Origin of the sequence: Desulfosarcina ovata subsp. ovata, from assembly GCF_009689005.1 — a bacterium.
Classification (GTDB): Bacteria; Desulfobacterota; Desulfobacteria; order Desulfobacterales; family Desulfosarcinaceae; genus Desulfosarcina; species Desulfosarcina ovata.
The window spans coordinates 955,910-981,632 of record NZ_AP021879.1; the positions used below are offsets into that span (position 1 = coordinate 955,910).

Consider the following 25,723-nt stretch of genomic DNA (forward strand, 5'->3'; position numbering starts at 1 on the left):
TAAAACATGTTTTAGTTTAATTTACAATACGGGCAAAAAAAAATTTATTCTTTTACAAGATATTATCGTAACCCAAGTTTTTCATATGTTCTGTTTCTTTGTTTTTGTGATAAAAAAGTGACAATTCATCATTCTTTATGAATGCATAAGCTCTATTTTTACTAACAGTTGCTGCAAGCTTGTTTATTGTCTCTAAATCAGTTTGCAAACCACAAAAAACAGATAATGCTTGAAGGTTGCTATCCGGATCATTTAAAAAGCCTTCGTATTTTATATTCAATACATTATTTTTATTTCTAATAAAGGCAGAAAGAAGCTCGATATATTTTTCCCATATTTTAAAGGCTCCTTCTCTGCTTATACAAGCATGGACCCTCAAGCGATCATATTTATTCAAGGTTCTAAATTTTTTCAGGTGCTGTCGTATTACCTGAATAGAATAGAGAAGAAGACCTGTATCTTTAAGAATTGAGAACTGCCTCCCTGTTCTAACCGACGTGGGATCCTTACCTTCCAGTATCTGCCGGATACGCTGATTCTCCCGTACATAAAGGCTTTCAGCAGAATCCACTCCGTTTCTGTAAACGTTTACTATTTTTGCGTCCGGAAAAATGTCAAGCCATATGGGTAACAGCACCGAGTTCCTCGGATCTTTCCAGCCCCAAGGAATATCCAGTTTGCAGATCGATCTGTATTTTAGGTATTTTTTGGGGCCCAAAAAACTGAGAGCCTGTATAGAGGCCATATCTTTCCTAAGCTGCAGAGCGACTCGCTTTCTCATTTTTTTATGTTCAAGTAAATTTCTTATTGGTAAAGGATTATCCCATCCTGCGTTGGATGATTTCAATATTTTGTCATTCCGTTTTAAAAAAAATACTGCTTCATCATGGTTTTCAAGTTCCCAGCCGATGAAAAGTCCCATTTCCTTCAATAACCTAGCGATCATTGAGGTCCCAGATCTATGCATTCCAACAAGAATGGTCGGTGGCGTAATTTCCGAATTTATAAACATCACAAAAAGTTACCCTATTTAGACGTTTTTACCATTTCACAAAATGAACGGTTGATATCTTTATTTTTCCTGTAGCCTATTACTCTACCGGGAATACCCACTGCAATGCTATAATCAGGCAAATCCTTGTTTATGACGCTGCCTGCACCGACTACGGCCCCCTTTCCTACTGTTACACCTGAGAGAATCTTAACATTGGCACCGATCCAGCTATTGCTCTTAATTATCACCGGTTTCGATATCCTTTTATTTTCACTTATAGGTGAAACCCCCGATATGTCGTGGTTTGCATCTGTTATATGGCATGAAGGCGCGATGAGAACATTATTTCCGATCCAAACCGATTCCATTGAATTTATGTAACTGAATTCTCCCACAGAAGATTTATCCCCAATATGAATGGTTCCGGGACATGATTTTAAATAACAGTAGGGATATAAGTGTATTTTACCCCCCCAAAAAATATTTTTCGGTTTTGCTATTCTAACCCCGAAATCGATTACCGGTCTTTCATTAAAATTCCACAGGGAGGGCATATTAACGCCCAGCATTTTAAAAACAATAAGCCTGTATACCTTGCCTATTACCCTCAGTACTTTTATATTATCCTCAAGCAAATTTATATTTGCCTCTCTTTTGAAGGAGTGAACATATACAATGAAAATCCAAGGCGTCGTTTTATCTCAAATATGCAGTAAAGGTTAGCAGAGACAAGAGATATGCTGTTTGCACATGCAGCTCCTAAGGTCCCATAATCAGGAATTAACAACATGCATAATATGAGATTCAATACCGCACTGAAAAAAATGCTGTTTCTTACAGCGACTTCATTACCTGACATCATTAATATTGGCCCTACGGATCCTGCGGCGACATTTAAAAACTGGGCAATTGCCAATATTGTCAGAAGGTCCCATCCCTGTATGAATGAAGCTCCAAACAGGCCCATGATCCATTTTGAGCATATAACAAAGAACAGGCAGATGGGTGTACTTATCAGAATAAGTATTATAGTTGTTTTTTTTGCGTAGTAGGCGAACCCGGAAATATCACCGAGATGATACAACTCTGAATATTTTGCTGAAGAAGCCGCATTAACTGCATGTAAGATAAAACTTATCAGCATTGCGTTTCTTACTGCAATAGAGAAGATGCCCACATCTGAACTTGATCCCCATATCCCGAGAAGAAACGTCCCCGTCCAGTTCATCATGATATTCATCGAACTCACCCAGAAAAGGGGGAGACAGCTATCAAGTAACTTTCTGGTGTCGAATTCACCTGTAATATTTTTTAGCTGGGGCGTATTATATTTCCATAATAAATGGCTTATAAAAGCTATAAATATGGCTCCGGCGAGATAGGAATACATGACCCCGTTTATTCCCATCTTTCTACCTATAGTGATTACACCGATAATTATTATCGTCTGAACACCAACACTGTTTATTAACTGTGACTCACTGATTTTCTTCAGGCCTAGGATCGCCTGAGCGTTTAAAAGAAGCAATGACATCGGAACTGCGGCAAATATCATTAACCGTAGTGGTTGCAATAATTCCGGTTTGGAAAACAAATTGTTTGTTAAAAAGTCAGCAAATATAAAAACGATCGAAGCCGCGAGAAGGGAAACCAGAAATGAAAGAGAAATGCTCTTATTGTATACGCCCTTTACACTGCTCCAATCTTTTGTAGCCGCGCCGGCGGCAACAAAACGCAGTAATGAATTATCAAGCCCCATTCTTCCTAAAACGGTGGTAATTGTAGTGATTGTCAGTGCCAAGAAGTAAATCCCGGAACCATCCGCACCAATAATACGTGCCAGCATTAAATTAAAAATAAAGGCCAACCCTGCCCCCATAACTTTTATAACAAATGCAAGAGCTGCCCTTTTTATGGTTTCGCCTATTTCACTGTTCCTGATGTTGAATTTAAACATGCTTGCTATAGTTTCTAATGGTGTTGGGAACCGGAGAGGTGCTGTTACTTTATATTTTTCTCTTCTTAGAACCGGGCTTCCCAGAGAGGAAGAGTGGAGCACCGGTTAAATATTCTGGCGCAAAAACCATTGAACGGTTTTTTCAAGTCCCTGCTTTAAGTCATATTCACAGCGCCAGCCAAGGAGTGCGTCAGCTTTTGATGTATCGGAAAAATTACGTGTTACATCGCCTTGGCGTTTTCCACTATGGTATATATTTATATTATCTATCCCATGTTTTTCCAGTATCGGAAGGAGAATTTGTACCATCTCTCCAACCGTAGTCTCTTTATTTGTAGCTATCTGAAAGGTCTCTCCACAGGCATTTTCTGCTTTTACTGCAAGACGGATAGCATGTACCAGATCATCAATAAAAATAAAGTCTCGAGTCTGATTCCCGTCCCCATATATCTCAAGAGGCTTTTCTTTCATAGCCTGCCGTATAAATTTTGCCACAACACTCGTTTTATGGCCTGATCCGGGGCCATAGACGTTTCCGAATCTCAATGTTACAGTCTTGGTCCCATAGGTTTTGTAATAAGCCGAACAGTATCCTTCCCCCGCCAGTTTACTGGCACCATAGGGAGAAACCGGATGCGGCGCCAGTTCCTCATGTATCGGCGGTTCCACTTCGCCCGCCGGAGCTCCGGACGAAGCAAAAACAAATCGCTCAACTTTATTTTGTCTTGCAGCTTCCAGATAGTTGAATGTTCCAATCACATTCATCATACAATCTTTACGGGGGTTCTCAACCGAAGGACCAACTCCGGTATTCGCTGCCAGATGAACGATAACATCACTCCCAACGGCAACCTTTACAGCTAATGTCTCATCAAGGATATCACCGACAACCAGCTCGACTTTATCCTGCGTAAACTTCGGCATTGGGAGCGAGGATGATACTTCAATAAATCTGCAAACCGAGGCAAGGTCTTCACGGGATCCGATAGAGAGATTATCCAATACACGGATCCTGTGCCCGCCCTCAACCAGTTGTCTTATCAGGCTTGTGCCGATAAAACCGCAACCGCCTGTGATAAGCCAGTTTTTTACCATTTTATGCCCCTGAAAATTACATCTTTTCTGATGTTCGCCTTGTATCTCTCCACCACCTTAAACATACCGGCCATCACGTCATCAGTCAGGTAATGGGGATTGACGCCTATATCGATCAAACCTTGATATACCGGATTGTAGTAGTGCTCTTCCGCCTCTCTACGTGGATTTACAATACTTTTAACCTCAACATCATAACCCAAAGATTTACCAACTCGGCAGGCTATTTCCGCCAGTTGGTTTACAGAGAAGGTTTCCATAATCTGGTTGAATATACGCAGTTCCCCTTTCTTAGGCGGTGTCTTTTCAGACATGTGAACACACTGCAATGTATCGTTGATATTCAGATATCCACGAGTCTGACCTCCTTTACCGTACACTGTTAGTGGATAGCCCACCACAGCCTGGGTAATGAAGCGGTTGACGATTGTTCCGAATATTTCATCGTAATTGAACAAGGTCATCAACCTGTCATCAATTTTCGAATCCTCAGTCTCCATACCATACACAGGACCTTGCATTAAATCCGTGATCCGAAGGTCCCACATGCGGACAGCAAACCACATCAAGTCTGTATCCATGATTTTCGTTGTGTGATAAAGAGAACTGGCCTGACGAGGAAATAAAAATTTGTCTTTTCTTCCTTTATGTTCGATTTCAAGCCACCCTTCTTCGATATCGATATTAGGCGTGCCATACTCCCCCATGGTTCCCACATGAATCACGTGTGTATCACGGGCAAAATCCTTAAGAGCAAACATGAGATTGTTGGTAACAAGAAGATTGTTGCCCAATGTCAGGTTGGCATATTTATAATTAATTAGGGAAAACGGAGCAGAAGGTTGTTCTGCATAGTGAATCATTGTATCGGGGATACCGGTAAAGGAGTTTTCTATGGCCCACGAATACTCTACACCGCCTTTAAAAAAAGACCTCATAACTTCAGGTTGGGTCAAATCACCAATGACGACTTTGATTTCTTTTCCTGTAAGTTCATGCCAAATTTTAGCTCTTTCGATAAGCGTTGGTACAGGGTAAAGCATTCCCACATCAAGTTCCGTACAGGTGTTTCTCCGCATGTAATTGTCAACAACAGTCACGTCATACCCACGATTGGAGAAATACATGGCCGTGGGCCAACCCAGATAACCATCACCACCTAATATTAAAATGTGCATTCCGTCATCCTCCTAATATGACTACTTTTAATCTGACGGCCAACTCATTAAATGTTAAGGCCAATAGCGTTCCGCAGGATCTTTCTTGTATTCGTCATCATCCACCAGCAAACCATTTTTATCCAAGAACGTTTTAAGTTCTTTTTTTGTCAGTGGTGTTTCGTTACCTGAATGATAGGGATTGGTTAAGCTGGTCGAAACAATATTCGGATATGTGTAATCAATATCCTGATAGATTCCCTTAAATGCGGGAACCACGGCAAAATATTTTTCAAGCTCTACGGACCTGCGAGTCTCTTCATGGTTCATCAGTTCTTCATACATTTTTTCACCCGGCTTGGTACCTATAATGGTTATGTTTATTTCCTCAGGACGATACCCGTACCGCGGGGCAAATTGCTCGATCATCACTTCAGCAAGATCCCGTATTCGTATAACAGGCATTTTTGTAATAAAAACCTCTCCTCCCTTGATGTGTCTTGCAGAATCGATAACCAACTGGACAGCTTCCTTAATACTCATGATAAATCGGGTCATGTCATTATCCGTCAAGGTTACCGGACCACCGTTTTGAATCTGTTTTTTAAAAATGGGGATAACGGACCCTCTCGAGCCCAAAACATTTCCAAACCGGGTGGAAGCGAACAATGACGTACGGCCTTTATTATTGCTGTTAGCAGCCGTAATAATCCGTTCGCCCATTAGCTTTGAGGTCCCCATCACATTGGTCGGATTAACGGCTTTGTCCGAGCTTGTAAAAATAAAGCGTTCCACGTTGTTTGCAATAGCGGCATCAATCAAGTTTTTAACTCCGTTAATGTTTGTTTGAACCGCTTCAAACGGAGATCTTTCACATAAAATGACATGCTTTAATGCAGCCGTGTGAAATACAACATCGGCGCCACGCATAACACGAGTCAGTTTATTCACATCACGGATATCCGATAGGTAAAATGCAGCGTTATTATGCTTCAAAAATCGCTGTTCCAAAAAAAACAGCTCACTTTCATTATTATCAATTCCTGTTAATTCGGCGATCTCGTAATGTTTCAATAATTGGCGAACCAGTTCACTCCCTATTGTTCCACATGCACCAGTAACAAATACACGCTTACCGTTTAAATTGTTCGGCAATTGAAAGCCCCTTTTAGTAATGAGTAGCTTATTAATAAAGAATCCACCCTTAGCACTACAGCGAAACATTGATGTTATGAGAGTTGGCCAACATGATCCGTTTTTTCCTGTGTGACGTATACGCAATCAAATTACGGCGCAGGTGATATTGAACAATTTCATACATCCCCTCGGAACTCAGCGACCTGAGAGGAAGTACTACAGATAGTATTTTGCGAACCAAGGGAACCGTCAACAACGGAGTTTTTTTTAAAGCGCAATCTCATCCGCAGCATAAAGTGCAAGGCCAAGAATACGAAGGTCATGTGCCGATGCCAGGCGGGCCAGGAACGGTGTTCGTAGCAATCCATGCCAACCTGACTTTTGCCTTCCTGAAAGCACTGTTCAATTGGCCAGCGCATAGTAGAAGCTTTCACCATTTCGGAACGAGAAATTTTTTTGGGAGCATTGGAAATGGCGTATCTGATTTTACCATCGTCGTTTTGTCGAAAGAAAAGCCATTGTTGATCACCTGCCGGCAATCCGTCGCGAGACATATAAACGCGAATGCGAGCCACCTTGGCGATGATGGGTCCCTTGGCACCCTCGGCAACAACGACCGTCTTCCAGGACAGGCGACCGGACTTAGCGATTTCGGATACGGTTCTCGGCTTGGGTTGACCTGGTAATACTTTCTCTTTGGTGGGATGACGGCCATGCCCTTTATATGGCGGGATGCCCACTTTTGGCTTTTTTGTGAAAACCTGGGTATTGGACTTGATTGCGGCAAAGTAAAGCAGATCCTTGGGCAAGGCGTTTAAAAATTCTATGTCACTGCCAAAGGCGGCATCGGCGCCGACCCACTTTGCAGGGTAGTATTTCGCTGCGACAATCTCATTGATTAGTCTTAAGGCAATCTGCTGCTTGGTTTCAAAAACGAGATCTTCGGGGACCATGTTGAACCGGCGTCGCTTTTCCTGCTCGGGAGAAAACCAGCTTTCCGGCATATACAACTGGCAATTGAGCAGGCCATATCCCTTATCGCTTGAGTAGCCAATAAAGACACCGGATTGGCAGTTCTCTGTTTTTCCCAACGGACCACAATACTGCCGAGCCACACCGACCGATTCTTTGCCTTTTTTGGGAAAATCGCTGGGATCGACGGTAATCATTCCATCGGGGGCGGCGATCAACGGCGCCAACATTTCCTGATGAACTCGCAGCATGGTGTCATGGTCCCAACGACCGTTCTTCATGAACATCTGCAGGGAGCGGACAGATTTTTGATCGAGAAATTCAAGCGCGATCGGTTCCACGGATTTGGCTTCGGCATTGCTCATGAGTCCGGAAAAATAGGCTAATCCCAGACGGTGATGTTCGGAGCGTCCGTAAGCATCATGAAAGCATTGATGAAAATCGACGAGCTCTTTTGCAATCGTTTCGAGATCAAAGGGATCGAGATTCAAATCGGCAGTAAGTTGCGGATGCCATCGACAATGTTCTAAAAGCATGACCAACGCCTCCACTTTGGTTTGGGTGGAAGGGCGATCACACGAAAGGGCGGGCTGTTGTCGGCAATCGATAATTTGTCTGAAGTTCGGGTCTAAAACATAAAGGTAAACCTCCTTTGGGTTGCCATGATAGCGATATCCTTTGCCTTGTTTGGTACTGCCCTGCGTAGGCCCAATGTGCTGCCAGTTGGCGGCTTTATAGCAGGTGCCTGCAAAGTAGCGGTTGTCGACAAACGTTTCCAGAAGCAGGAGTCGATGACTGAAATGGCGTAGCCAATCCGCAGGCAACCGCGCGATATTGAGGGCCAAAACATGCGATGCCAGATTATGTAACTGAACCCAGGGCAGGATCAAAAAACGGCTGTTGGCTGCCAGTTGGTGCAGATGCTGTTTTCGTTGCTCCGGAGACCAACCGATAAAACGATCTCTTGCGGACAGTTTCAATGCCGGCGCGCTCCACGACAAACCAGCGACAGGACGGTCTTTTAAAAAAGCCAAGTACTTGAGCCGATGTCCCAGAAGCCGCCGATATCCTAAATAGTGGTGCTGACGGACCCATCGATCCCACAATGGTTCCCAGTCCGAACCACTGACGGGTACAACTTTGGCCGGGCCAAAATCCTTTATGGTTCCGGCTATTGCATCGGTGTTGAACGTAGGCGGAACCGGCGGCAAAATATCATTTTGTTTTTGAGCTATTTGCATAGCGGCAATGGTGTTGTTAACGGTAAAACGCGACTCCACGGCAGCGGAAAGAACCGCTTTCAAGCCGACGAACGAACAATGTGCAACGCCGTAGCTTCGATTGATCGCCCTGTTAATTGGAAGCATACATGCTTTTGATTTAATTGTCTACAGCTATCTTGCGCTGTAGTGTTAGAAAGGGTGGTATTGGGTTAACCCCTAAAAGGGGGTAAGTTTGCCTTGCCCCCAAAGGGGACAAGGAATGTAGAGTTGTCCCCTTGGATCATTTAAAACAGGCTTCTCTGTTCCATCCGTCTTTCTTGGGTCTCTTGGTATTTGACATACTTACGAATCATCTCGGAATCTAATCCGACGGTATCCACGCAATACCCTTCGGTCCAAAAATGATTGCCCCAATAGGGGCGTTGCTTCAGTTCTTTGAACTTGTTGAAAACCCTGATCGCTGATCGACCTTTCACCATACCGCAGTAGTCCGAGACTGACACCTTGGGTGGAATCATCGCCAGCAGATGAATATGATCCGGTTGGATATTCATCTCCACGATCTCTATTTCCTTTTGCTGGGAAAATACCCTGATGCAGTTGCCCACTTCATGGCCAACATTTCCCGTCAAGATGCGATGACGATACTTGGGAACCCATACAATATGGTATTGGCAGTGCCAAATGGTATGTGATAATTTTCTGAAGCGGCTCATTGCTATCTCCTTTGGCTGATGTTGTGGGGACAACTCTCAGCTCTGGGGTAGCAGTGAGCCGTTCAAATGGCAAAGCCGTTGAACTCTGACCATGCCCAAAGTGCATGGTTTTCTGCTCCGCAATAAATCTATTTCAAAGTTTCGGTATATCGGGACAACTCTATATATACTTCATCGCCCAAAAAGACTTGAGAGGTGTCTACCTTCGATTGGGCCAGACAAGCGCAACAGTCATCGCCAGAAAGATACCCAGAACAACGGACAATACAAGAATCATCTCCGCTTTGGGAGGCAGCAAACTCGTTTTTATCTTTTCCGGGGATCCAAATGGTTTAAAAAAATCACCATAGAGTTGCCGGCAGGCTTCACGGGCAGAGGTCAGCAACGAAGTATACTCTTTGATCAAAAAGACATATTCTGTCTTGGCCTTATTGATAAACTCATCTTGATGCGTCATTTTAAAATTTATCTGAGCCCTGTCAAGATCAGTTTGCAACGCCGCTTTTTGACTCACCAAGTTGCGGCGTTCTTTAAACATTGTTTGAAGGAACTCAGACAATGACGCCTGGTTGGCCAGTTCAATAAGTTGATTAAAGGAGTTATCCGTCAATTGCAGGTTTTCGGTGCGCCCGTTAGTTTGAATATTCTCAGGAGAGACACCACGTAATTCTTTGATATCAATAAGGATACGATCATATTCGCCGATATTCCGATCCAACTCCGCGATCTTCAAATGTGTTTCGATCAAAAAGCTTTCTGAAGATGCGTCATGAGTGGAAAACAATTCAGAAAAAATCGGGCGAAAATAAATTTCATCATACTGTCCTAACCTGCTCGACAGATCCGCTCCATTTAATCCGGCCTCACTGGTAATCGCCTTTAGCCTCTGGTCTTTATTTAAAATATCAACACCACGCGCAAGGCGTTGTAACGTTTTGCGCGCAGAAAGGATATCAGCAGTCGTCTTCAAAGGATTTTTCATTTCATCTGATACAACCGTCACGTTATCCAGGTCTGTATCTACAAACACCCGGTATTTCTCGGTAAAAACCTTACTCCAGGATATAGGCAGGGCATTAGCCAAAACAATTCCCTGATCAGCTGTCAGCCCCAAGGCAGTATGATCAATTGTAATTCTGAGACCCATTTGTGATGTGCTTTGCAATTTTTGCTTATATTCATCGTTTATCCTGTCTATTTCGGTTGCTGATAATTTTTTATTGGCCAGCTTTCCTTGATACTTTTTATGCAAACCGGCACTAATCGGAGAACCGAATTCGACACTTATCGACTTACGGAGTTTATCATCAACTGTGAGTCCGAGTGTTTCTGCTGCCCTGGTAACTACCTCTGGAAGCAACAGGTCCTGCGGGGAAAATTCAGAACCATTTGGATAGGTTGATTTTTCGATTCCCTTAAGTTGAACAAAATAAACGATTGGAGTGGATGTCCGAATGGCAGAAGCAAAGAGAAAACTCACTGCCAACAGCAAAAAAATAATCGGTATAATCACCAGCAAACCGCGACGATGCCAAAGTTTACTGATGATATCGGTAATTGAGATCTCATCCTCATTTAGATCTTCGTATAAAGTTGCTTGCTGCGACTCTTTCATTTCGAGCAGTCTCCTTTTCTCATTTATTTTTCGATTCTTCAAAGTGCGTCGGGTTGGTAGGGGTGCAGGCGGTGCCATCGAAAATATAATCCGTAGAAATGTGAATCAGGCGGCTGCCGGTATTTTTTGCCGCCACAGCCAGGTTTTCCGGACCGGTGGCGTTGACTGCGAAAGCAAGTTCGGGCTCCTCCTCCGCCTTATCCACATCTGTCTTTGCCCTAAAATAACTCTTTACTGCTTTGCATATGATGTATATACTTCGAATACTCATAGGAGGTGATTAAATGCTTGCAAAAATTCAGAAATGGGGCAATAGCCAAGGCCTTCGCATTGCTAAGAATCTACTTGCAGATGCAAAATTGGGCGTTGGTGACGAGGTGGATATCCGTGTCAAAGACGGTATTATGATCGTCACACCGACCCAAAAGATTCGTGGTAAGCACAGGCTTGAAGATCTTGTCGCACGTATTCCTGAAAATTACCAGCCCGGTGAAGCCAACTGGGGTGAGCCGATGGGTAAGGAGGCCTGGTAAATGACTGCTTATGTCCCGAAACAAGGGGACATCATCGCGATCTCATTTGATCCCCAATCCGGTCATGAGCAGATGGGTCGTCGTCCGGCATTGGTTGTCAGCAAAGACCTGTTTAATCGAAGCACTGGTTTGGCCATAGTCTGCCCGGTTACGAATACGGATCGTGGTTTCCCCTTTCATGTCGCTATTCCGCGAAACAGCAAGCTGACAGGTTTTATTATGGTTGAGCAGGTGAAATCTGTTGATTTCCGCGCTCGTCGAGCTAAACGAATCGAGCATGGCAATGTTGTAGCCTGCAATGAAGGGAAGTACGTGAACAGGGATGCTTTCATTCGTTTCGTTAAAATCCAATCCTATCAACGGTTAATGGAAGATAACATTTTCTTCAAAGCTGTTCGCCAATGCATCGGTTTGGCTTCAAATTCATGCCATGATTGTATGCAATCAAGGACACTATAAGACGGGCGTTTGGCAGGTGTTGGAAAGGCATCGCTTCTTATCGGCGAGATGGGAATTGTCTTGCTCAAAAGACCGAGATGGTATGCTTCTTCCTGAATGGCCACCGTAAAATCATACCAACTGGCCACACCCGCATCCGACCAATGATAAATACCGTTCAAGTTTGGTTTTTCTATAACGGCCCAGATTGCCGTGGCCAAGGTGGACGCCCATGTGGGACCACCGACCTGGTCGCAGACGACCTTGAGTTCCTCCCGCTCCTGCATCAATCGAATCATCGTCAGAACGAAATTATTGCCATACTGGCTGTAAAGCCACGAGGTCCGGATGATTACATAATCATCGAGGGATGACTGAACATTGATTTCGCCTTGGCGCTTGGTGCGCCCATACACGCCAGGCGGATTACAAGGTGCGTCGGGTTGGTAAGGAGTGCAGGCGGTGCCATCGAACACATAATCCGTGGAAATGTGAATCAGGCGGCTGCCTGTATTTTTTGCCGCCACAGCCAGGTTTTCCGGACCGGTAGTGTTGACTGCGAAAGCAAGTTCGGGCTCCTCCTCCGCCTTATCCACAGCGGTATATGCAGACGCGTTGATGATCACATCCGGTTTTTCTTCGCCAAACACCGCTGCAACGTTTTCCAAATTCGTAATGTCGAATTCAGGCAAATCGAGTGATTTGACGTCAATATGATCCGGAGCGGTCCTGGAAAGCGTTTGGCCCAACTGCCCTTTTCCACCGATAATAAGAACGTTCATGCTATTTTATTTCCCGCGTTTGATGAAAATCTGGTCGGCGTTTCGCCAATTGAAGCCCCTATCCCCCTTTGTGACTCACGGTTTCAGCGCCGCTGTAAACCAGGGTGGGGGTAAGCGCCTGGTTACCGGCCAAGGCCGTCCAACGTTTGAGGCCGATAAAAAAATCGGGTCTTGATCATCATTTCGGCCCACAGTAGATGTGTACCTCGCTCCCATGCTGCGTGGGAGCGTAATGTAGGTTCCCATGCAGAGCATGGGAACCAGCGCGGTTTCTCCGACCGAAACGATGATCGAGGAAATTTTGTCTGGGTATAATATTTAAAGTGCTCCTCTTAAAATTAAAAAACGACATCGACATTATATGATCGGATTTGGCTGTCATGGGAAATAATAGCACACTTCTCAACCAACGCTTGAGCGATCAGCAGTCTATCAAAAGGATCCTTATGAATGTCGGGAAGCTTTTCAACGTACAAAGCATGTTCGAGTTAGACCGGTATTACGTTCATATAATTTGTCTCAAGTCGTTTTGGAATATACTCATGCGTATTGACTGTTAACATATATAATTCCCTTAAAATGATAAACGCCTACCATATATTTGGCATGCCAAACTAAGTTGTAGACTAAGTCAATTATAGTTGTTCGTTTTTAGAAAAATCGCACCATATTCATCTGGAACATCAGCAGATGAAATGTCCTTATTATTGCAAATTGTCAAAACCTTTTACAATTTGCAAAACACCTTGATTTGATGTTCGATAATCAGAAAAATGGTAGCGTTACCCTGAATGTTTCTCCGGAATCCTCAAAAATGACATCCGTATTTAGCTTTTTTGCCTCTTGGCAAACCATTGGCAATCCCCGACCAAGTTTATCCATATACCCAAGATTTTCCATCAGTCGAACCAATAGCGGATTGCGAGCAAAACTGGTGCCGACGGAAAGCTTTTCAATACTCACCGTGTTGGGCAGGCGACCGGGACTGATAAATTCAATACGGTCATTGAACATAAAAATTCGTATCTGAGACCCAACCACGCTGTAATTTCGATGTACCGTGGCATTAACCAATAATTCTCGAAACACCTTATCCGGATAATGGGGACTCTCCACACGCTTGGCTCCCTGAATTGTCGAGGGGACAGGCCTGTTCGCTTTAATGGCTGCAAGTGCGTTGTCGACCTGACGCGGCAGACTGCCGCCAAAATCCTTTTTATCGAGGAGTTCGGCATCCAGATGGTTACCTGAAAAATGAGCGAAAGCGATTCCGGCCTGCGGTAATATTTTTTCAGGACTGATCCCAAAGACCAATATTCCGCCCAAGGTCGATTTCCCGTTGGGTCCCAAAACATCGCTGGCAGTCAATAATCGTATTTTTTCATCGTCAGACTCAGTAGCGAAACTGATCTGATAATTGGAGAAATAATCGCTAATTGCAGAAAAATCCAAATGGGAAACACCTGTCCCATCGAGTTCGATCCGATCATAATGGAACAGACCGGAAGCCTGAAAAAGTCGAATCAGTTCCTCTCTGGAAGCGATGCGCTTTGTCGATCCAACTCGAATATAATATTGGTTTTTTGACGTGTAATAGGGCCTGTCGACACCTTTGGGAATAGAAATTCGCGCAATTTTAATTCCTTCTATTTTGCTATCCATCTCCTCGTATGTCGGCTGCAGAGGCGGGATTACCGAGCTGCGACATATGTTCATAATATCTTCTTCATAAGAACGGGATATTCCTGTAATTTGAAGGTCGTCTTCTACGCCTATCCATATCTCTCCACCTTCGGCATTGGCGAAAGCAACAATCTCTTCTGCAAGATTTTTTGCGGATACTTTTTCGGATTTAAATTCAATGTATTGATTTTCTGATTGTGGTATTTCCATGATGTTCAGGCATTTTTCAATGGCTTATAGTCTGTAATGAAGGGAAATGCGTGGAAGGAGATGCTTTCGTTCGTTTCGTTAAAATCCAATCCTGTCGATAGTATTTCGCACTGCCAATCAGGATCTTATCGGCGACAAAGACGTTGGCAGGTCGCTGCCCGATCTCCTTCAACAATTCCAAATATTCTTCGAGTTGAATGAATTTACGGGATATTTTCTCGGTAGATACCATTGTATGAGTCCATTCAAAAATGCATTTATTTTCTTCTCTTTTAATACATTTGGATTTGTTCCATATAGGTCTTTTGGTAAGATCGAATCATCGGATAGAAATCAAAGTAGGCCATCCGAATTTTCGTTTCATATGCAATCCGCTGATCTTCATCCTGGCAGTAGATCAGGATGCCTTCGGTGACGATTTCTCCGGCGATGGCAAGCGGCAACGCATTCATAATCCGGACATCGCTTTCGAGGGCGTTAACCAGCTTATCGTCTATCGCCAACGAAAGATCCAATTCCAGTTTTCGAGACGCTGAAAGAGAACGTTTCTGGGTATACACTCCGATATCAAGATCGCTGAAACGATGGTGCTGTCCCAAAGCAACACTTCCGTATAGATACGCAAAGAGCACCTTAAATTCTGAAAATATTTCCGGTGCCATTGCGATGATTTTGTTTTTGATATGTTCCGCTTTCACTCGGCTGCCGATCACTTTGGATTTGTGTATGATTCGATTTCATCAATAAATTGATCAAAATCCTTTTTCCCTTTTTTAATGTTTTCGATCAGCTTCTGGTCATCGATGATCCAGTAACGGTGAATCAAGCTGTTTCTAAAATCGAAAAAAGGTTTTAGCTTTTGAAACAAATCTTCTGAAATCAAAGCATGATCGTGTGCTTTGACAATCGTATCGATATATCCAGAAACTGGAATTCCTTTTTGCTTAGCAAGAATATGCTGAATAGTGTTGGAAATTGCTTCGGCAAGTTCAATCAGAATATATTTTGCCGCTTTTAAAGGAATCGAATCTGGATACAATTCATTCTTCTCTATTAATTCCTGCAACGCAGTGCTGTTACGCCGGATCTCAGTCAGGTAACCGGTGATGCGGATCGGGTCGATCTTCATGTCAGCAACTCCTTCATCAAGCTTTCACAGGCCCGAAACTTCCTGCCGTAGCGTTCCAGAAAATCCGCGTGAACCACTTTTTCCTTGTTGACCAGGATCATACCTTTTTCCAATACATTTCTCAAATACAGCAAGGCGAGTATGTCACCTTTTTCAATGATCCCGGAAATGTTTTGAATGTCGAATGATTCTGGAGCGATACCTATCTTTTTGTGCAGTTCGATTCTCAGATCGATACACAGTGATGCGTCATCAATCCCGCTTCTTGGATAAACGGCAACATCTACATCATGGCCGCTGCCTTCGATAGCAATAGATCCGTAAAGATAGGCGAAGGTCACCCGCTTATCTTTATCAAGCACTTGAACCAAGGCATCGATGACTTGTTGATGATTTAACGATATCGATGTGACGTCCATGTCATTTTTTCTTGTAAAAGAAAAGATAATCTCTCGGGGAGCCTCAGCGCCCACAGAGAGGAACAACAAATTGTGTGGTTTTTCAGTCTCGACTTAGCCTCTTTCCATGGAATGAAACGGGCGTTACCGGAATCGGTGATTCGCTTTTGAACCTCCTGCTGCCACATCAATTCAACGTCTGCATCCAGTTGTTCATCTCGGAATATTGCGGTTTCAACAGGCTATCTTTGCCAAGCATATCGAAAGCGTCTCTGGATTCCTGCGGCACCCCCAATTTACACACCCGGACAAGATGCATGGCAGCGTCAATCGATGCTTCACAGGCCCGTTGCAAATTGAGAATAATGGAATCCTGCCGAGTATAGTTGCTATCCAGCTCCTGCTCATGTCCACAGTATTCCTCCTCGATTCGAGACAGGCACCGCTCAATGATGGCAATTTTATTCAGTAAAACATCACTGGTCATACACAACTCACCGTGTTGGGCAGGCGACCTGGACTTAGGCGATTTCTGTCAAAGAATATACCCGCCTGCTTGTCTTTTCATCCGTCTTCTGCGTTGGGCTTTTCCACACATAGCCCCACTATGCGTAAAAAAGCCCGCCTTGAATACGAATGAAAATCCTGCGCATCCGGGTATATTCTTTTCCGCCAATCGTCTAATGACATTGATTATTATAGGGACTTCAATGGCAAAAACAGTCTTCGGCTGCTGTTGCTTAACCGCATGAATCCGAATTTTTGATAAAAGCGGACGACATCATCATCGATAGCATCGGCAACCAGGGCATAAATTGCAATTTGATCACTGACGGACAACGTTCGCTTGATTGCGTCGGCGAGCAGCATGGCGCCGATTCCATGGCCTTGGAAGGGTTCGCTGACCGCCAGCCTGCCGATCAATGCTGCGGGAGCCGAATAGTTCGGCAACTTTCGGGCAAGTTTTTCGGGTAGGTACTGCAACTCAAGGGATAAGGAACTTAGCGTGTAATACCCCACGACTTTTATTGGTTCATCCGGCAGCGTCGCTACAAATACGCGACTGATGCGACGTTTGACATCCTGATTTGCCTGCCTTTTGAAGTACCTATCCAGCGACTCGACATTGCAGCAAAAGCCAGACCTGTCATGGACGGTGTTGAGCGGTTCAACAACGAGGTTTGGTAAACCCGTCACTTGCTGACAACGCGTTTGTCATGTTCTTCCAACGCTATTGACAACCTGCTGTTAAAATGGATCGGAGCGTCCAGGGCATCCAAAAATGCTTTGGAATTTTTTGCGTTTAATATCATTTTTTCATGGGACCGGACGGTTTTCCCTGCACGTTCCAATGCGCTGGACAGTATGAAATGGCTGATTGTCACCCCCTCGAGACCCGCTGCACGTTCAATGAGGTGTTTTGCATTGCTTTTCAGACGAAGGTTGATACGTTCTTTTTTATCGGATGCTATCGTGTCCATATTCAGGTCTTTCAGCGGACTTGGTGTAGTTCACATTCTTCATATCGTACGTCTAAACGGTGCCTATGTCAAACATACATGAGCAGTCTGGAAGCACAATTTCCACAATGGCTGTCACTCATGCCCTTCCTGCAATACCACTTTGGCCAACTCGCGGAAATCACCAAGGCGTGTTTCAACAATGGTACGAACAATTTCAATGTTCAGTTTGCGATAGCCGTGTACAGCAACATTGCGGAATCCGACCATCGACTTGAGGCGATCACGCAATACCGGTTTCAACAGGTCAGCTTCGCCAAGCATATCGAAAGCGTCTCTGGATTCCTGCGGCACCCCCAATTTACGCACCCGGACGAGATGCATGGCAGCGTCAATCGATGCTTCACAGGCCCGTTGCAAATTGAGAATAATGGAATCCTGTCGAGTATAGTTGTTATCCAACTCCTGCTCGTGTCCACGGTATTCCTCCTCGATGCGAGACAGGCACCGCTCAATGATGGCAACTTTATTCAGTAAAACATCACTGGTCATACACACTCCCTCGCCTATTCACATCCTCAAGAATCAAGCGGCGCTCCTCATTGAGCTTGGCATAGCTGGAAAATACGTTATCTTCAAAACGTTCAGCCGCTTCGGCATCAACACAATGAAGCCGCTCACCATACGCCACCACCTGCATACGTAAAACCGTTGAAGCCCTCAGCAAATCGACCAGGTCAACATCCCGACCAGCTATTGATGCCAACTTCTGGGCAAGATCCCAACGACCAACCGGATCAAGCGGCGATGCAGCCAAGACGGCAATGTCTATATCGCTCCCTTTTCTCTGAGCAGCCGTGCCCCATGAGCCAAAGCGATAAATCGCCACACAACTGTGGACAGTGGAGCAGATCTCTTCAATAAGTTCCTTCTGCAATTGTGAATTCAACAACACATTCAGCGACATACGATTATCCTGAGATATCCGCTGAGGGACATGGGGACGGGGATGTTTGCTTTAATAGCTGCAAGTGCGTTGTCGACCTGACGCGGCAGAGTGCCGCCAAAATTCTTTTTATCGCAAGGAGTCCGGCATCCAGATGCCTGAAATCGGATCATGCCTTTGTATAGAACACCTTACCCACCCGCTGGATATGATCGATCAAGTCCGGTTGCTTGATATGGTCGTATAAAGAAAGGTCAAAGGTGTAAGGCAGCAGCAGATCATCCAGTTCAAGACTGATTTTATTGAGGATGGATAGATTGAGGCCCTTTCCTTTTAACGTCAGATCGATATCGGATCCCAGTTTGTAATTCCCTTTGGCACGGGAACCATACAGGACGACCGTTTCAATATCGTCATATCGCTCAAATATTCGGATGATCTTATCGACGCATGCCGTGCTGAGCCCGGTTTGAATGTGAGTCAAGTTTGATCGGGCTCCGCTTTTAATCGGTTTAATTTTTTTTCCAGCTTCTTAAAAAGTACAAAGTAATTTTTTTTGATCGCTTCACATATCTCTTCGGCGGTTTCCCGGTTATAGGTATGCGATGTCCGGTTTCGGCTGGCAAGCATGTCCATCCAGGTTTCCCCATCCTCGATCAAATTCAGTTGAAACGCTTTCCGTATGGCATCTCTTGAGCCGTAGATATCGGTTTGCCCGCGATATTCGAGAAAATCCTTCATCGTCGTCCAGGCCAGTTCAAATGTATATTCAAACGCCTTGATGAGGCCTTGCTCTTCGAGTTCGGACAATTGCCCCTTCTCAATGAACTTGGTCAATTGAGCGAAAGCCTTCTGGAAATTCGCCAATCGCTGAATCCAGCGGATATCTTTTTTTTCATCGACCTTCACAATCTTCATTCCCACCCCAGCAACCACTGTTTGACGGTTCGAAGCTGAATCCACCCAGGGATGTTCAAATCCCGATCAGCGGTATCAACCAACAGCAGTCCATCGGCGTTGCCGATGAATTGCTTGCCGGAGGTTAGCCCCTTGAGTTCCCGGTCAAGGTTATCACGACCCAGATGTTGGGTGACCTGGACCAATGTTGCTGGACGACCCGCCTGGAAAACGGTAAAGTCGCATTCCCAACCGTTGCGGGCAAAATAGATTTCCTCGGTTTTCTCACGAATATGCCTGAACACAAGGTTCTCCAAGTGCTTGCCTCGATCCTCGGAAAAGGAATAGTGCAAGGCCGTGGCAAATCCGTTATCGTAGAGAAAAACCTTCTTTCTTTTTTACCCATACCAAGGAAAATATCATGCAGTTTTTTACCTGGCACAAGGACATTTCTTGCGAAATTGCGAGAAACAGTCTTACACGGAGCCGCAGCGCCCACAGAGTGGAACGAAAAAAGCCATTTTTCAATGTCTTGTAGCCTGCAATGAAGGGGAATGCGTGGATACGGATGCTTTCATGCGTCTCGTTAAAAGCCAATCCTAACGACGGCTAATGGAGGATAACATTTCCTTCAAAGCTGTTCGCCAATGCATCGGGTTGGCTTCAAATTCATGCCAAGATTGCATGCAATCAAGAACACTATAAGACGGGCGTTTGGCAGGTGTTGGAAAGGCATCGCTTCTTATCGGCGAGATGGGGATTGGCTTGTTCAAAAGACCGAGATGGTATGCTTCTTCCTGAATGGCCACCGTAAAATCATACCAACTGGCCACACCCGCATCCGACCAATGATAAATACCGTTCAAGTTTGGTTTTTCTATAACGGCCCAGATTGCCATGGCCAGGGTGGACGCCCATGTGGGACTCCCGACCTGGTCACAGACGACCTTGAGTTCTTCCCGCTCCTGCATTAATCGAAGCATCGTCAGAACGAAATTATTGCCATACTGGCTGTAAAGCCATGAGGTCCGGATGATTACATAATCATCGAGGGCTTCCTGAACATTGATTTCACCCTGCCGCTTGGTACGCCCATACACGCCAAGCGGAGTACAAGGTGCGTCGGGTTGGTAGGGGGTGCAGGCCGTGCCGTCGAACACATAATCCGTGGATATGTGAATCAGGCGGCTGCCGGTGTTTTTTGCCGCCACAGCCAGGTTTCCCGGACCGGTGGCGTTGACTGCGAAAGCAAGTTCGGGCTCTTCCTCCGCCTTATCCACGGCGGTATATGCGGACGCATTGATGATCACATCCGGTTTTTCTTTACCAACCACCGTTGCAACGTTTTCCGAATTCGTAATGTCGAATTCAGGCAAATCGAGTGATTTGAAGTCGATATGATCCGGAGCGGTCCGGGAAAGCGTTTGGCCCAACTGTCCGTTTCCGCCGATAATAAGAATGTTCATGCTATTTCATTTCCTGCGTTTGATGAAAAGATAATCTCTCGCAGAGTCGCAGAGTCCTCAGAGAGGGACAACAAAGAAAACTGGTTCTCATTGTTGCTGCCGCTGAAGCGGAATTCTATTTTCGATATTCGACATATATCTGTCCTTGCCTTAAAACAACTCTTTACTGCTTTGCATATGATGTATATACTTCGGATACACAAGGAGATGATCAAATGCTTGCAAAAATTCAGAAATGGGGCAATAGCCAAGGCCTTCGCCTTGCTAAGAATCTACTTGCAGATGCAAAACTAGGCGTTGGTGACGAGGTGGATATCCGTGTCAAAGACGGTATTATGATCGTTACACCGACCCAAAAGATTCGTGGTAAGCACAGGCTTGAAGATCTTGTCGCACGGATTCCTGAAAATTACCAGCCCGGTGAAGCCAACTGGGGTGAGCCGATGGGTAAGGAGGCCTGGTAAATGACTGCTTATGTCCCGAAACAAGGGGACATCATCGCAATCTCATTTGATCCCCCATCCGGTCATGAGCAGAAGGGTCGTCGCCCGGCCTTGGTTGTCAGCAAAGACCTGTTTAATCGAAGCACTGGTTTGGCCATAGTCTGCCCGGTTACGAACACGGATTGTGGTTTCCCCTTTCATGTCGCTATTCCGCGAAACAGCAAGCTGACAGGTTTTATTATGGTTGAGCAGGTTAAATCTGTTGATTTCCGCGCTCGTCGAGCTAAACGAATCGAGCATGGCAATGATGAATTGCTGTCCGAGGTGCTGTCCATACTGGATGCCTGCATCTATTAGCTGGCACCCCGCATTCCAGATGAAGAGATAATCTCTCGCAAAGTCGCAGAGCGCACAGAGAGGGACAACAAATTGTGTGGGCTTCGCCCAAAACCAATTCTTAATGATGAATTATAAATTTTGAATGTATGTGAACACCTCGGCGTCCCTGAATAAAACCCCGCCTGCATCCTTTTCGGAAACCAGGGGGGCGTCGTTGATTGGCCATTGAATGCTCAAGTCGGGGTCGTTCCAGCGGATACAGCGTTCGAATTCAGGAGCGTAATAATCAGTTGTTTTGTACAAAAATTCGGCCACATCGCTCAGGACCAGAAAACCATGGGCGAATCCTGGCGGGACCCATAATTGTTTTTTGTTTTCAGCAGTGAGATATTCTCCGACCCATTTCCCGAAAGTCGGTGACGACCGGCGGATGTCCACCGCCACATCAAATACATCCCCACAAATCACGCGGACCAGTTTCCCCTGGGGTTGCCTGATCTGATAGTGAAGGCCGCGTAAGACATTTTTTTTTGATTTGGAATGATTGTCCTGAACAAACGCTGGATCGTTGCCAGTCAATGATTTAAATACTTTCTCATTGTAGCTTTCAAAAAAAAAGCCGCGATTGTCACCAAACACTTTCGGTTCAAGGGTAAAGACATCAGGAATACGGGTTCGGATAATTTTCATCGCAAACAATCGATCACCAGACGATCTCAACATCGTAAGATGACATTTGACAATCGCTGGAAATAAGGTTCAATTTTTCTGAAATTGCTTGGGCAATCAGCAGCCGGTCAAAAGGATCCTTATGATGGTCCGGCAGGTTTTCAACCTGCAACGTATGTTCGAGTTGGACTGGCAGCACATCCATGTAACTTATCTCCAAACGCTTTGGGATGTATTCGTAGGGATTCAAGGGGAGTCTCAACTTTTGCAACCTATATTTGATGACAATTTCCCATGCACTGACCACTGAAAAAAAAATGGTTGTGCTCCCGTCCTCGACGAGCTCGATGACCTTGCGGCTAAGTTTGCTTGGTTCAATATGCCACCACAGCCAGCAATGCGTATCGATCAGATAGCCCCTTTTACTTGCCATGACGCACCTTTATTTGAATACCCTCCAGACTATTCAAAATAGGCTTGCAGTTCTTCGGGCAGTGGGGAGTCAAAATCATCGGCGATCCAGCCCTTGCCCTTATCGATACCGGATTTACGTTTAATCGTGTGGCGCTTAATCGGGACTAACTTTGCAACCGCTTTGCCAGATTTGGCAATGATGATCTCCTCGCCATTGCTTACCCGGACCAATAAACGCGATAGCTGCGTTTTTGCCTCATGGGTATTTATTGTTAGCATGTCTTTTTCCTTACCGTCTAAAGCCACTATAATTAGTGAATATATAATGAACTAAGTCGTCGACTAAGTCAAGTTTCTAATCCGTTTTTTTGCTTAACAGTTTGAGCAGGTACTGACCATAGCCATTTTTTGCCATGGAAAAACCGATGGTTTCGAGCTTTTCATCGGTAATGTATCCCAGCCGCCAGGCGATCTCTTCAGGGCAGGCAACCTTGAGCCCCTGCCGTCGCTCTAAGATTTCGACAAACCGTGACGCTTCCAGAAGGGATGAGTGGGTCCCGGTATCCAGCCAAGCATACCCCCGTCCCATCAGCGCCACTTCCAGTTTTTCCATCTCCAGGTAACGCCGATTGACATCGGTGATTTCCAGTTCTCCTCTGGCCGATGGCTTGATATCGCGCGCAATCTCAACAACCTGATCATCATAAAAATAGAGCCCGGTAACGGCAAAATCAGATTTGGGCTGTTCTGGCTTTTCTTCGATTCCAACCACTTTGCCGTTTTTATCAAACTGCACCACACCGTATCGCTGTGGGTCGGTCACCTGATAGGCAAAAACCGTTGAGATTTCCGTTTTCCGATTGGCGGTAGCAAGTTTTATCGCCAGGTCATGCCCGTGGAAGATATTGTCCCCCAGCACCAATGCACTGGGATCGGTACCGATAAAATCACTGCCTATAATAAAGGCCTGGGCAAGTCCATCCGGGCTGGGCTGAACCGCATAGCTGATATTGATCCCCCACTGGCCGCCATCGCCCAACAGCTGCTCAAACCGGGGGGTATCCTGAGGCGTCGATATAATCAGGATATCCTTGATCCCGGCCAGCATGAGCGTGGTCAGCGGATAGTAGATCATCGGTTTGTCGTAGATCGGCAGCAGTTGTTTGGAAATGGCGATGGTAATGGGGTACAAGCGCGTACCGCTGCCGCCGGCAAGAACAATTCCCTTTCGGTTCATCCCCTCTCCTCGTAGTTCAGTTTGACCCACCTCTGATAGGCCCCGCTGGTGACATTTTCCACCCACGCGGCGTTGTCCAGGTACCAGCGGATGGTTCTTGCAATGCCGGTTGCAAAGCTCTCCTGGGGATCCCAGCCAAGTTCATTTTTAATTTTCGAGGCATCAATGGCATATCGGCGATCGTGTCCGGGACGATCAGTAACAAACTCGATCAGCGATGCATGGGTAAAGTCCTTTTGCCCTGGCAGCCAATCATCCAGGATGCGACAGATGGTGTTGACGATGTCGCGGTTGGTAATCTCGTTGTTCCCGCCGATGTTATAAACTTGGCCGACACGCCCACTATCCAGAACAACCCCGATGGCTGCGCAATGGTCTTCCACATAAAGCCAGTCACGAACGTTCATGCCGTCGCCATAAATCGGAATGGGCTTGCGCTGCAGTGCGTTGTGGATGACCAGCGGAATCAGTTTTTCTGGAAATTGATAAGGCCCGTAATTATTGGAGCAGTTGGTGGTCAGGGTGGGCAGCCCATAGGTGTGGTGGTAGGCGCGTACCAGATGATCGGAAGATGCTTTGGATGCCGAATAGGGACTGTTGGGCGCATAAGGGGTGGTTTCGCTGAACGCCGGGTCATCTTTTTCGAGCGATCCGTATACTTCGTCCGTGGAAACGTGCAAAAAACGAAAAGCTTCTTTTGCGTCCGGTTCCAAAGCATTCCAATATGCGTAGGATTCCCGGAGCAGGTTGAAGGTGCCCACCACGTTGGTTTGAATAAAATCGTCGGGCGCTGAAATGGACCGGTCCACGTGGCTCTCGGCAGCAAAGTTGACGATGGCCCATGGGTGATGGTCCTTGAGCAGATTTGAAACGACTTGCCGATCAGCGATATCTCCGTTTACGAAAATATGCCGGGGATGATTGGCCCATCGCTTCAGGTTGTCCAGATTTCCGGCATAGGTCAGCTTGTCAAGATTGACGACTGTCTGATTTGTTTTTTCGAGCCAGAAGTGAACGAAATTGGAGCCGATAAAGCCGGCGCCTCCGGTAACAATAATTGTTCTTTGTTTTTCCATCTTTTCATTCCGATTGATCATATGCTCGTTCAATACGAATTAATCAAAAAATCGGATTTTATCCGAAGGCAACCCCATCTTCTCTATCGACACTCTCACACGTTCGGGATCTTCCGGCATGGTAACCAGCAGAACATCAAAATCGAGATGAGGAAGCTTCGAAACCGGCTTGACGATCTGATTGGCATATTGTTCTCCCGCCTTTAACGGATCGACCACCCCGACAATCTCAAGACGGGTGACGTTCAATGCCATGAATGCAATGTCACAGAACTCCCCGGCGCCATAAAAAAGAACACGACGGATGCCTTCGGCTTCAAGGTTGTCGTAAACGCTCTGCAGGCGTGTGCAGGCCGCTTTATAGGACTGATAAGAGCTGGTGATGTATTCGTAAACGAGTCTCGTTTTTTCAGTGGCGCCAGCAGGTGTCAAGATATACTTGAGTCGATTCCTGGAAAGGGTTTTGACCTTGCAATACCCCTTGTTCACCAATCGCTTGATCACCGCGTTGACCAATCCGAGCGAAACATTGAGCGAATCAGAAAATTCTCGCTGGGAGCGTGGCTCATCCTCAGCGATCATCTCCAGCATGGACAGTGTCTTTAACCGGTTTATTTCCATTTCGACGTCGTTTGGGTATAGCTCCGCCGGGTAGGTTACAATTTTTTTAAGAAAAAGCGTGGAACCGATGGGGCTGCCTGGAGAAAAACAGTGCAGATTGAATTCAGGAAAGCAGG

34 protein-coding genes are annotated in these 25,723 nt (G+C 45.5%); 4 read left to right on the forward strand and 30 right to left on the reverse strand.

Annotation, left to right across the window (positions count from 1 at the left end; translation table 11 throughout):
* Positions 1-52: 52 nt before the first annotated feature.
* The 10 genes from GN112_RS04215 to GN112_RS04260 all read right to left on the reverse strand — a co-directional run bounded on the left by GN112_RS04215 (position 53) and on the right by GN112_RS04260 (position 11,071).
* A complete protein-coding gene (locus tag GN112_RS04215; protein WP_231717221.1) occupies positions 53-1,012 on the reverse strand; it encodes a sulfotransferase in 960 nt (319 codons plus the stop codon).
* Between the two features lie 14 nt (positions 1,013-1,026).
* Positions 1,027-1,629, reverse strand: a complete 603-nt coding sequence (locus tag GN112_RS33530; RefSeq protein ID WP_197743255.1) for an acyltransferase — start codon at positions 1,627-1,629, stop codon at positions 1,027-1,029.
* A 2-nt stretch (positions 1,630-1,631) separates the two neighbouring features.
* A complete protein-coding gene (locus GN112_RS04225; protein ID WP_155309081.1) occupies positions 1,632-3,053 on the reverse strand; it encodes a flippase in 1,422 nt (473 codons plus the stop codon).
* A gap of 3 nt (positions 3,054-3,056) precedes the next feature.
* The gene (locus GN112_RS04230) at positions 3,057-4,046 is read right to left on the reverse strand and encodes an NAD-dependent epimerase/dehydratase family protein (protein ID WP_155309082.1); all 990 of its coding nucleotides are present in this window, start codon (positions 4,044-4,046) and stop codon (positions 3,057-3,059) included.
* Complete coding sequence (locus GN112_RS04235; protein ID WP_155309083.1) at positions 4,040-5,224, reverse strand: NAD-dependent epimerase/dehydratase family protein; 1,185 nt, start codon at positions 5,222-5,224, stop codon at positions 4,040-4,042. The genes GN112_RS04230 and GN112_RS04235 overlap by 7 nt, the downstream gene beginning before the upstream one ends.
* Before the next feature lie 54 nt (positions 5,225-5,278).
* Positions 5,279-6,358, reverse strand: coding sequence for a polysaccharide biosynthesis protein (locus tag GN112_RS04240; RefSeq protein ID WP_231716930.1), 1,080 nt, complete (start codon positions 6,356-6,358; stop codon positions 5,279-5,281).
* Between the two features lie 158 nt (positions 6,359-6,516).
* Positions 6,517-8,679: an IS701 family transposase gene (locus GN112_RS04245; protein ID WP_155309085.1), complete on the reverse strand. Its 2,163-nt coding sequence runs from the start codon at positions 8,677-8,679 to the stop codon at positions 6,517-6,519.
* Between the two features lie 140 nt (positions 8,680-8,819).
* Entirely contained in the window at positions 8,820-9,251 is a 432-nt protein-coding gene (gene tnpA / locus GN112_RS04250; RefSeq protein ID WP_155309086.1) for an IS200/IS605 family transposase, read from the reverse strand.
* 199 nt (positions 9,252-9,450) lie between these two features.
* Positions 9,451-10,866, reverse strand: coding sequence for a hypothetical protein (locus GN112_RS04255; RefSeq protein ID WP_155309087.1), 1,416 nt, complete (start codon positions 10,864-10,866; stop codon positions 9,451-9,453).
* Between the two features lie 19 nt (positions 10,867-10,885).
* Positions 10,886-11,071, reverse strand: coding sequence for a sugar nucleotide-binding protein (locus GN112_RS04260; RefSeq protein ID WP_231716931.1), 186 nt, complete (start codon positions 11,069-11,071; stop codon positions 10,886-10,888).
* Positions 11,072-11,150: 79 nt separating this feature from the next.
* On the opposite strand from GN112_RS04260, the gene GN112_RS04265 reads away from it, so the two are divergent.
* Entirely contained in the window at positions 11,151-11,399 is a 249-nt protein-coding gene (locus GN112_RS04265) for an AbrB/MazE/SpoVT family DNA-binding domain-containing protein (protein ID WP_155309089.1), read from the forward strand.
* Positions 11,400-11,471: 72 nt separating this feature from the next.
* Positions 11,472-11,858 (forward strand): type II toxin-antitoxin system PemK/MazF family toxin, encoded by a 387-nt coding sequence (locus tag GN112_RS35110; protein WP_231717222.1) that lies wholly within the window; start codon positions 11,472-11,474, stop codon positions 11,856-11,858.
* On the opposite strand, the gene rfbD (GN112_RS04275) is transcribed toward GN112_RS35110, so the two are convergent.
* The 14 genes from rfbD (GN112_RS04275) to rfbD (GN112_RS04340) all read right to left on the reverse strand — a co-directional run bounded on the left by rfbD (GN112_RS04275) (position 11,756) and on the right by rfbD (GN112_RS04340) (position 20,808).
* The gene (rfbD, locus tag GN112_RS04275; protein ID WP_155309091.1) at positions 11,756-12,619 is read right to left on the reverse strand and encodes a dTDP-4-dehydrorhamnose reductase; all 864 of its coding nucleotides are present in this window, start codon (positions 12,617-12,619) and stop codon (positions 11,756-11,758) included. The two genes, GN112_RS35110 and rfbD (GN112_RS04275), sit on opposite strands and share 103 nt — an antisense overlap.
* A gap of 765 nt (positions 12,620-13,384) precedes the next feature.
* Positions 13,385-14,512 (reverse strand): RNA-binding domain-containing protein, encoded by a 1,128-nt coding sequence (locus GN112_RS04280; RefSeq protein ID WP_155309092.1) that lies wholly within the window; start codon positions 14,510-14,512, stop codon positions 13,385-13,387.
* A gap of 272 nt (positions 14,513-14,784) precedes the next feature.
* Positions 14,785-15,210, reverse strand: coding sequence for a type VII toxin-antitoxin system MntA family adenylyltransferase antitoxin (gene mntA, locus GN112_RS04285; protein WP_155309093.1), 426 nt, complete (start codon positions 15,208-15,210; stop codon positions 14,785-14,787).
* Between the two features lie 11 nt (positions 15,211-15,221).
* Complete coding sequence (locus tag GN112_RS04290) at positions 15,222-15,641, reverse strand: DUF86 domain-containing protein (protein ID WP_155309094.1); 420 nt, start codon at positions 15,639-15,641, stop codon at positions 15,222-15,224.
* Positions 15,638-16,060 (reverse strand): nucleotidyltransferase domain-containing protein, encoded by a 423-nt coding sequence (locus tag GN112_RS04295; RefSeq protein WP_155309095.1) that lies wholly within the window; start codon positions 16,058-16,060, stop codon positions 15,638-15,640. The genes GN112_RS04290 and GN112_RS04295 overlap by 4 nt, the downstream gene beginning before the upstream one ends.
* Before the next feature lie 166 nt (positions 16,061-16,226).
* The gene (gene hepT / locus GN112_RS04300) at positions 16,227-16,526 is read right to left on the reverse strand and encodes a type VII toxin-antitoxin system HepT family RNase toxin (RefSeq protein ID WP_155309096.1); all 300 of its coding nucleotides are present in this window, start codon (positions 16,524-16,526) and stop codon (positions 16,227-16,229) included.
* A 209-nt stretch (positions 16,527-16,735) separates the two neighbouring features.
* Positions 16,736-17,236, reverse strand: coding sequence for a GNAT family N-acetyltransferase (locus GN112_RS04305; protein WP_155309097.1), 501 nt, complete (start codon positions 17,234-17,236; stop codon positions 16,736-16,738).
* On the reverse strand, positions 17,233-17,520 hold the full coding sequence (locus tag GN112_RS04310) for a type II toxin-antitoxin system TacA family antitoxin (protein ID WP_155309098.1): 288 nt from the start codon (positions 17,518-17,520) through the stop codon (positions 17,233-17,235). Before GN112_RS04310 ends, GN112_RS04305 begins: the two co-directional genes overlap by 4 nt.
* Before the next feature lie 114 nt (positions 17,521-17,634).
* Positions 17,635-18,051, reverse strand: coding sequence for a type VII toxin-antitoxin system HepT family RNase toxin (hepT, locus tag GN112_RS04315; protein WP_155309099.1), 417 nt, complete (start codon positions 18,049-18,051; stop codon positions 17,635-17,637).
* Positions 18,041-18,466 (reverse strand): type VII toxin-antitoxin system MntA family adenylyltransferase antitoxin, encoded by a 426-nt coding sequence (gene mntA / locus GN112_RS34785; RefSeq protein ID WP_155309100.1) that lies wholly within the window; start codon positions 18,464-18,466, stop codon positions 18,041-18,043. The genes hepT (GN112_RS04315) and mntA (GN112_RS34785) overlap by 11 nt, the downstream gene beginning before the upstream one ends.
* Before the next feature lie 148 nt (positions 18,467-18,614).
* Positions 18,615-18,929, reverse strand: coding sequence for a nucleotidyltransferase domain-containing protein (locus GN112_RS04325; RefSeq protein ID WP_231714057.1), 315 nt, complete (start codon positions 18,927-18,929; stop codon positions 18,615-18,617).
* Positions 18,926-19,363 (reverse strand): nucleotidyltransferase substrate binding protein, encoded by a 438-nt coding sequence (locus tag GN112_RS04330; RefSeq protein WP_155309101.1) that lies wholly within the window; start codon positions 19,361-19,363, stop codon positions 18,926-18,928. The genes GN112_RS04325 and GN112_RS04330 overlap by 4 nt, the downstream gene beginning before the upstream one ends.
* On the reverse strand, positions 19,360-19,647 hold the full coding sequence (locus GN112_RS04335) for a hypothetical protein (protein ID WP_155309102.1): 288 nt from the start codon (positions 19,645-19,647) through the stop codon (positions 19,360-19,362). Before GN112_RS04335 ends, GN112_RS04330 begins: the two co-directional genes overlap by 4 nt.
* A 294-nt stretch (positions 19,648-19,941) precedes the next feature.
* Positions 19,942-20,808: a dTDP-4-dehydrorhamnose reductase gene (gene rfbD / locus GN112_RS04340; protein ID WP_155309103.1), complete on the reverse strand. Its 867-nt coding sequence runs from the start codon at positions 20,806-20,808 to the stop codon at positions 19,942-19,944.
* A gap of 215 nt (positions 20,809-21,023) precedes the next feature.
* Between rfbD (GN112_RS04340) and GN112_RS04345 the strand changes: the two genes are divergently transcribed.
* Complete coding sequence (locus GN112_RS04345) at positions 21,024-21,272, forward strand: AbrB/MazE/SpoVT family DNA-binding domain-containing protein (RefSeq protein WP_155309104.1); 249 nt, start codon at positions 21,024-21,026, stop codon at positions 21,270-21,272.
* Positions 21,273-21,608 (forward strand): type II toxin-antitoxin system PemK/MazF family toxin, encoded by a 336-nt coding sequence (locus GN112_RS04350; protein ID WP_155309105.1) that lies wholly within the window; start codon positions 21,273-21,275, stop codon positions 21,606-21,608.
* Between the two features lie 111 nt (positions 21,609-21,719).
* Here the strand turns inward: GN112_RS04350 and rfbC are convergent, their stop codons facing one another.
* The 6 genes from rfbC to GN112_RS04380 form a co-directional block, all read right to left on the reverse strand.
* The gene (gene rfbC, locus GN112_RS04355) at positions 21,720-22,280 is read right to left on the reverse strand and encodes a dTDP-4-dehydrorhamnose 3,5-epimerase (RefSeq protein ID WP_155309106.1); all 561 of its coding nucleotides are present in this window, start codon (positions 22,278-22,280) and stop codon (positions 21,720-21,722) included.
* Between the two features lie 13 nt (positions 22,281-22,293).
* On the reverse strand, positions 22,294-22,692 hold the full coding sequence (locus GN112_RS04360) for a type II toxin-antitoxin system VapC family toxin (RefSeq protein ID WP_155309107.1): 399 nt from the start codon (positions 22,690-22,692) through the stop codon (positions 22,294-22,296).
* A gap of 29 nt (positions 22,693-22,721) precedes the next feature.
* Positions 22,722-22,952 carry a type II toxin-antitoxin system Phd/YefM family antitoxin gene (locus GN112_RS04365; protein WP_155309108.1) on the reverse strand — a complete coding sequence of 77 codons (231 nt, stop codon included), beginning with the start codon at positions 22,950-22,952 and terminating at the stop codon, positions 22,722-22,724.
* A 76-nt stretch (positions 22,953-23,028) separates the two neighbouring features.
* Entirely contained in the window at positions 23,029-23,910 is an 882-nt protein-coding gene (gene rfbA, locus GN112_RS04370) for a glucose-1-phosphate thymidylyltransferase RfbA (RefSeq protein ID WP_155309109.1), read from the reverse strand.
* Positions 23,907-24,986, reverse strand: coding sequence for a dTDP-glucose 4,6-dehydratase (gene rfbB, locus GN112_RS04375; protein ID WP_155309110.1), 1,080 nt, complete (start codon positions 24,984-24,986; stop codon positions 23,907-23,909). Before rfbB ends, rfbA begins: the two co-directional genes overlap by 4 nt.
* 39 nt (positions 24,987-25,025) lie before the next feature.
* Positions 25,026-25,607: a winged helix-turn-helix transcriptional regulator gene (locus tag GN112_RS04380; protein ID WP_155309111.1), complete on the reverse strand. Its 582-nt coding sequence runs from the start codon at positions 25,605-25,607 to the stop codon at positions 25,026-25,028.
* Between the last annotated feature and the right edge of the window lie 116 nt (positions 25,608-25,723).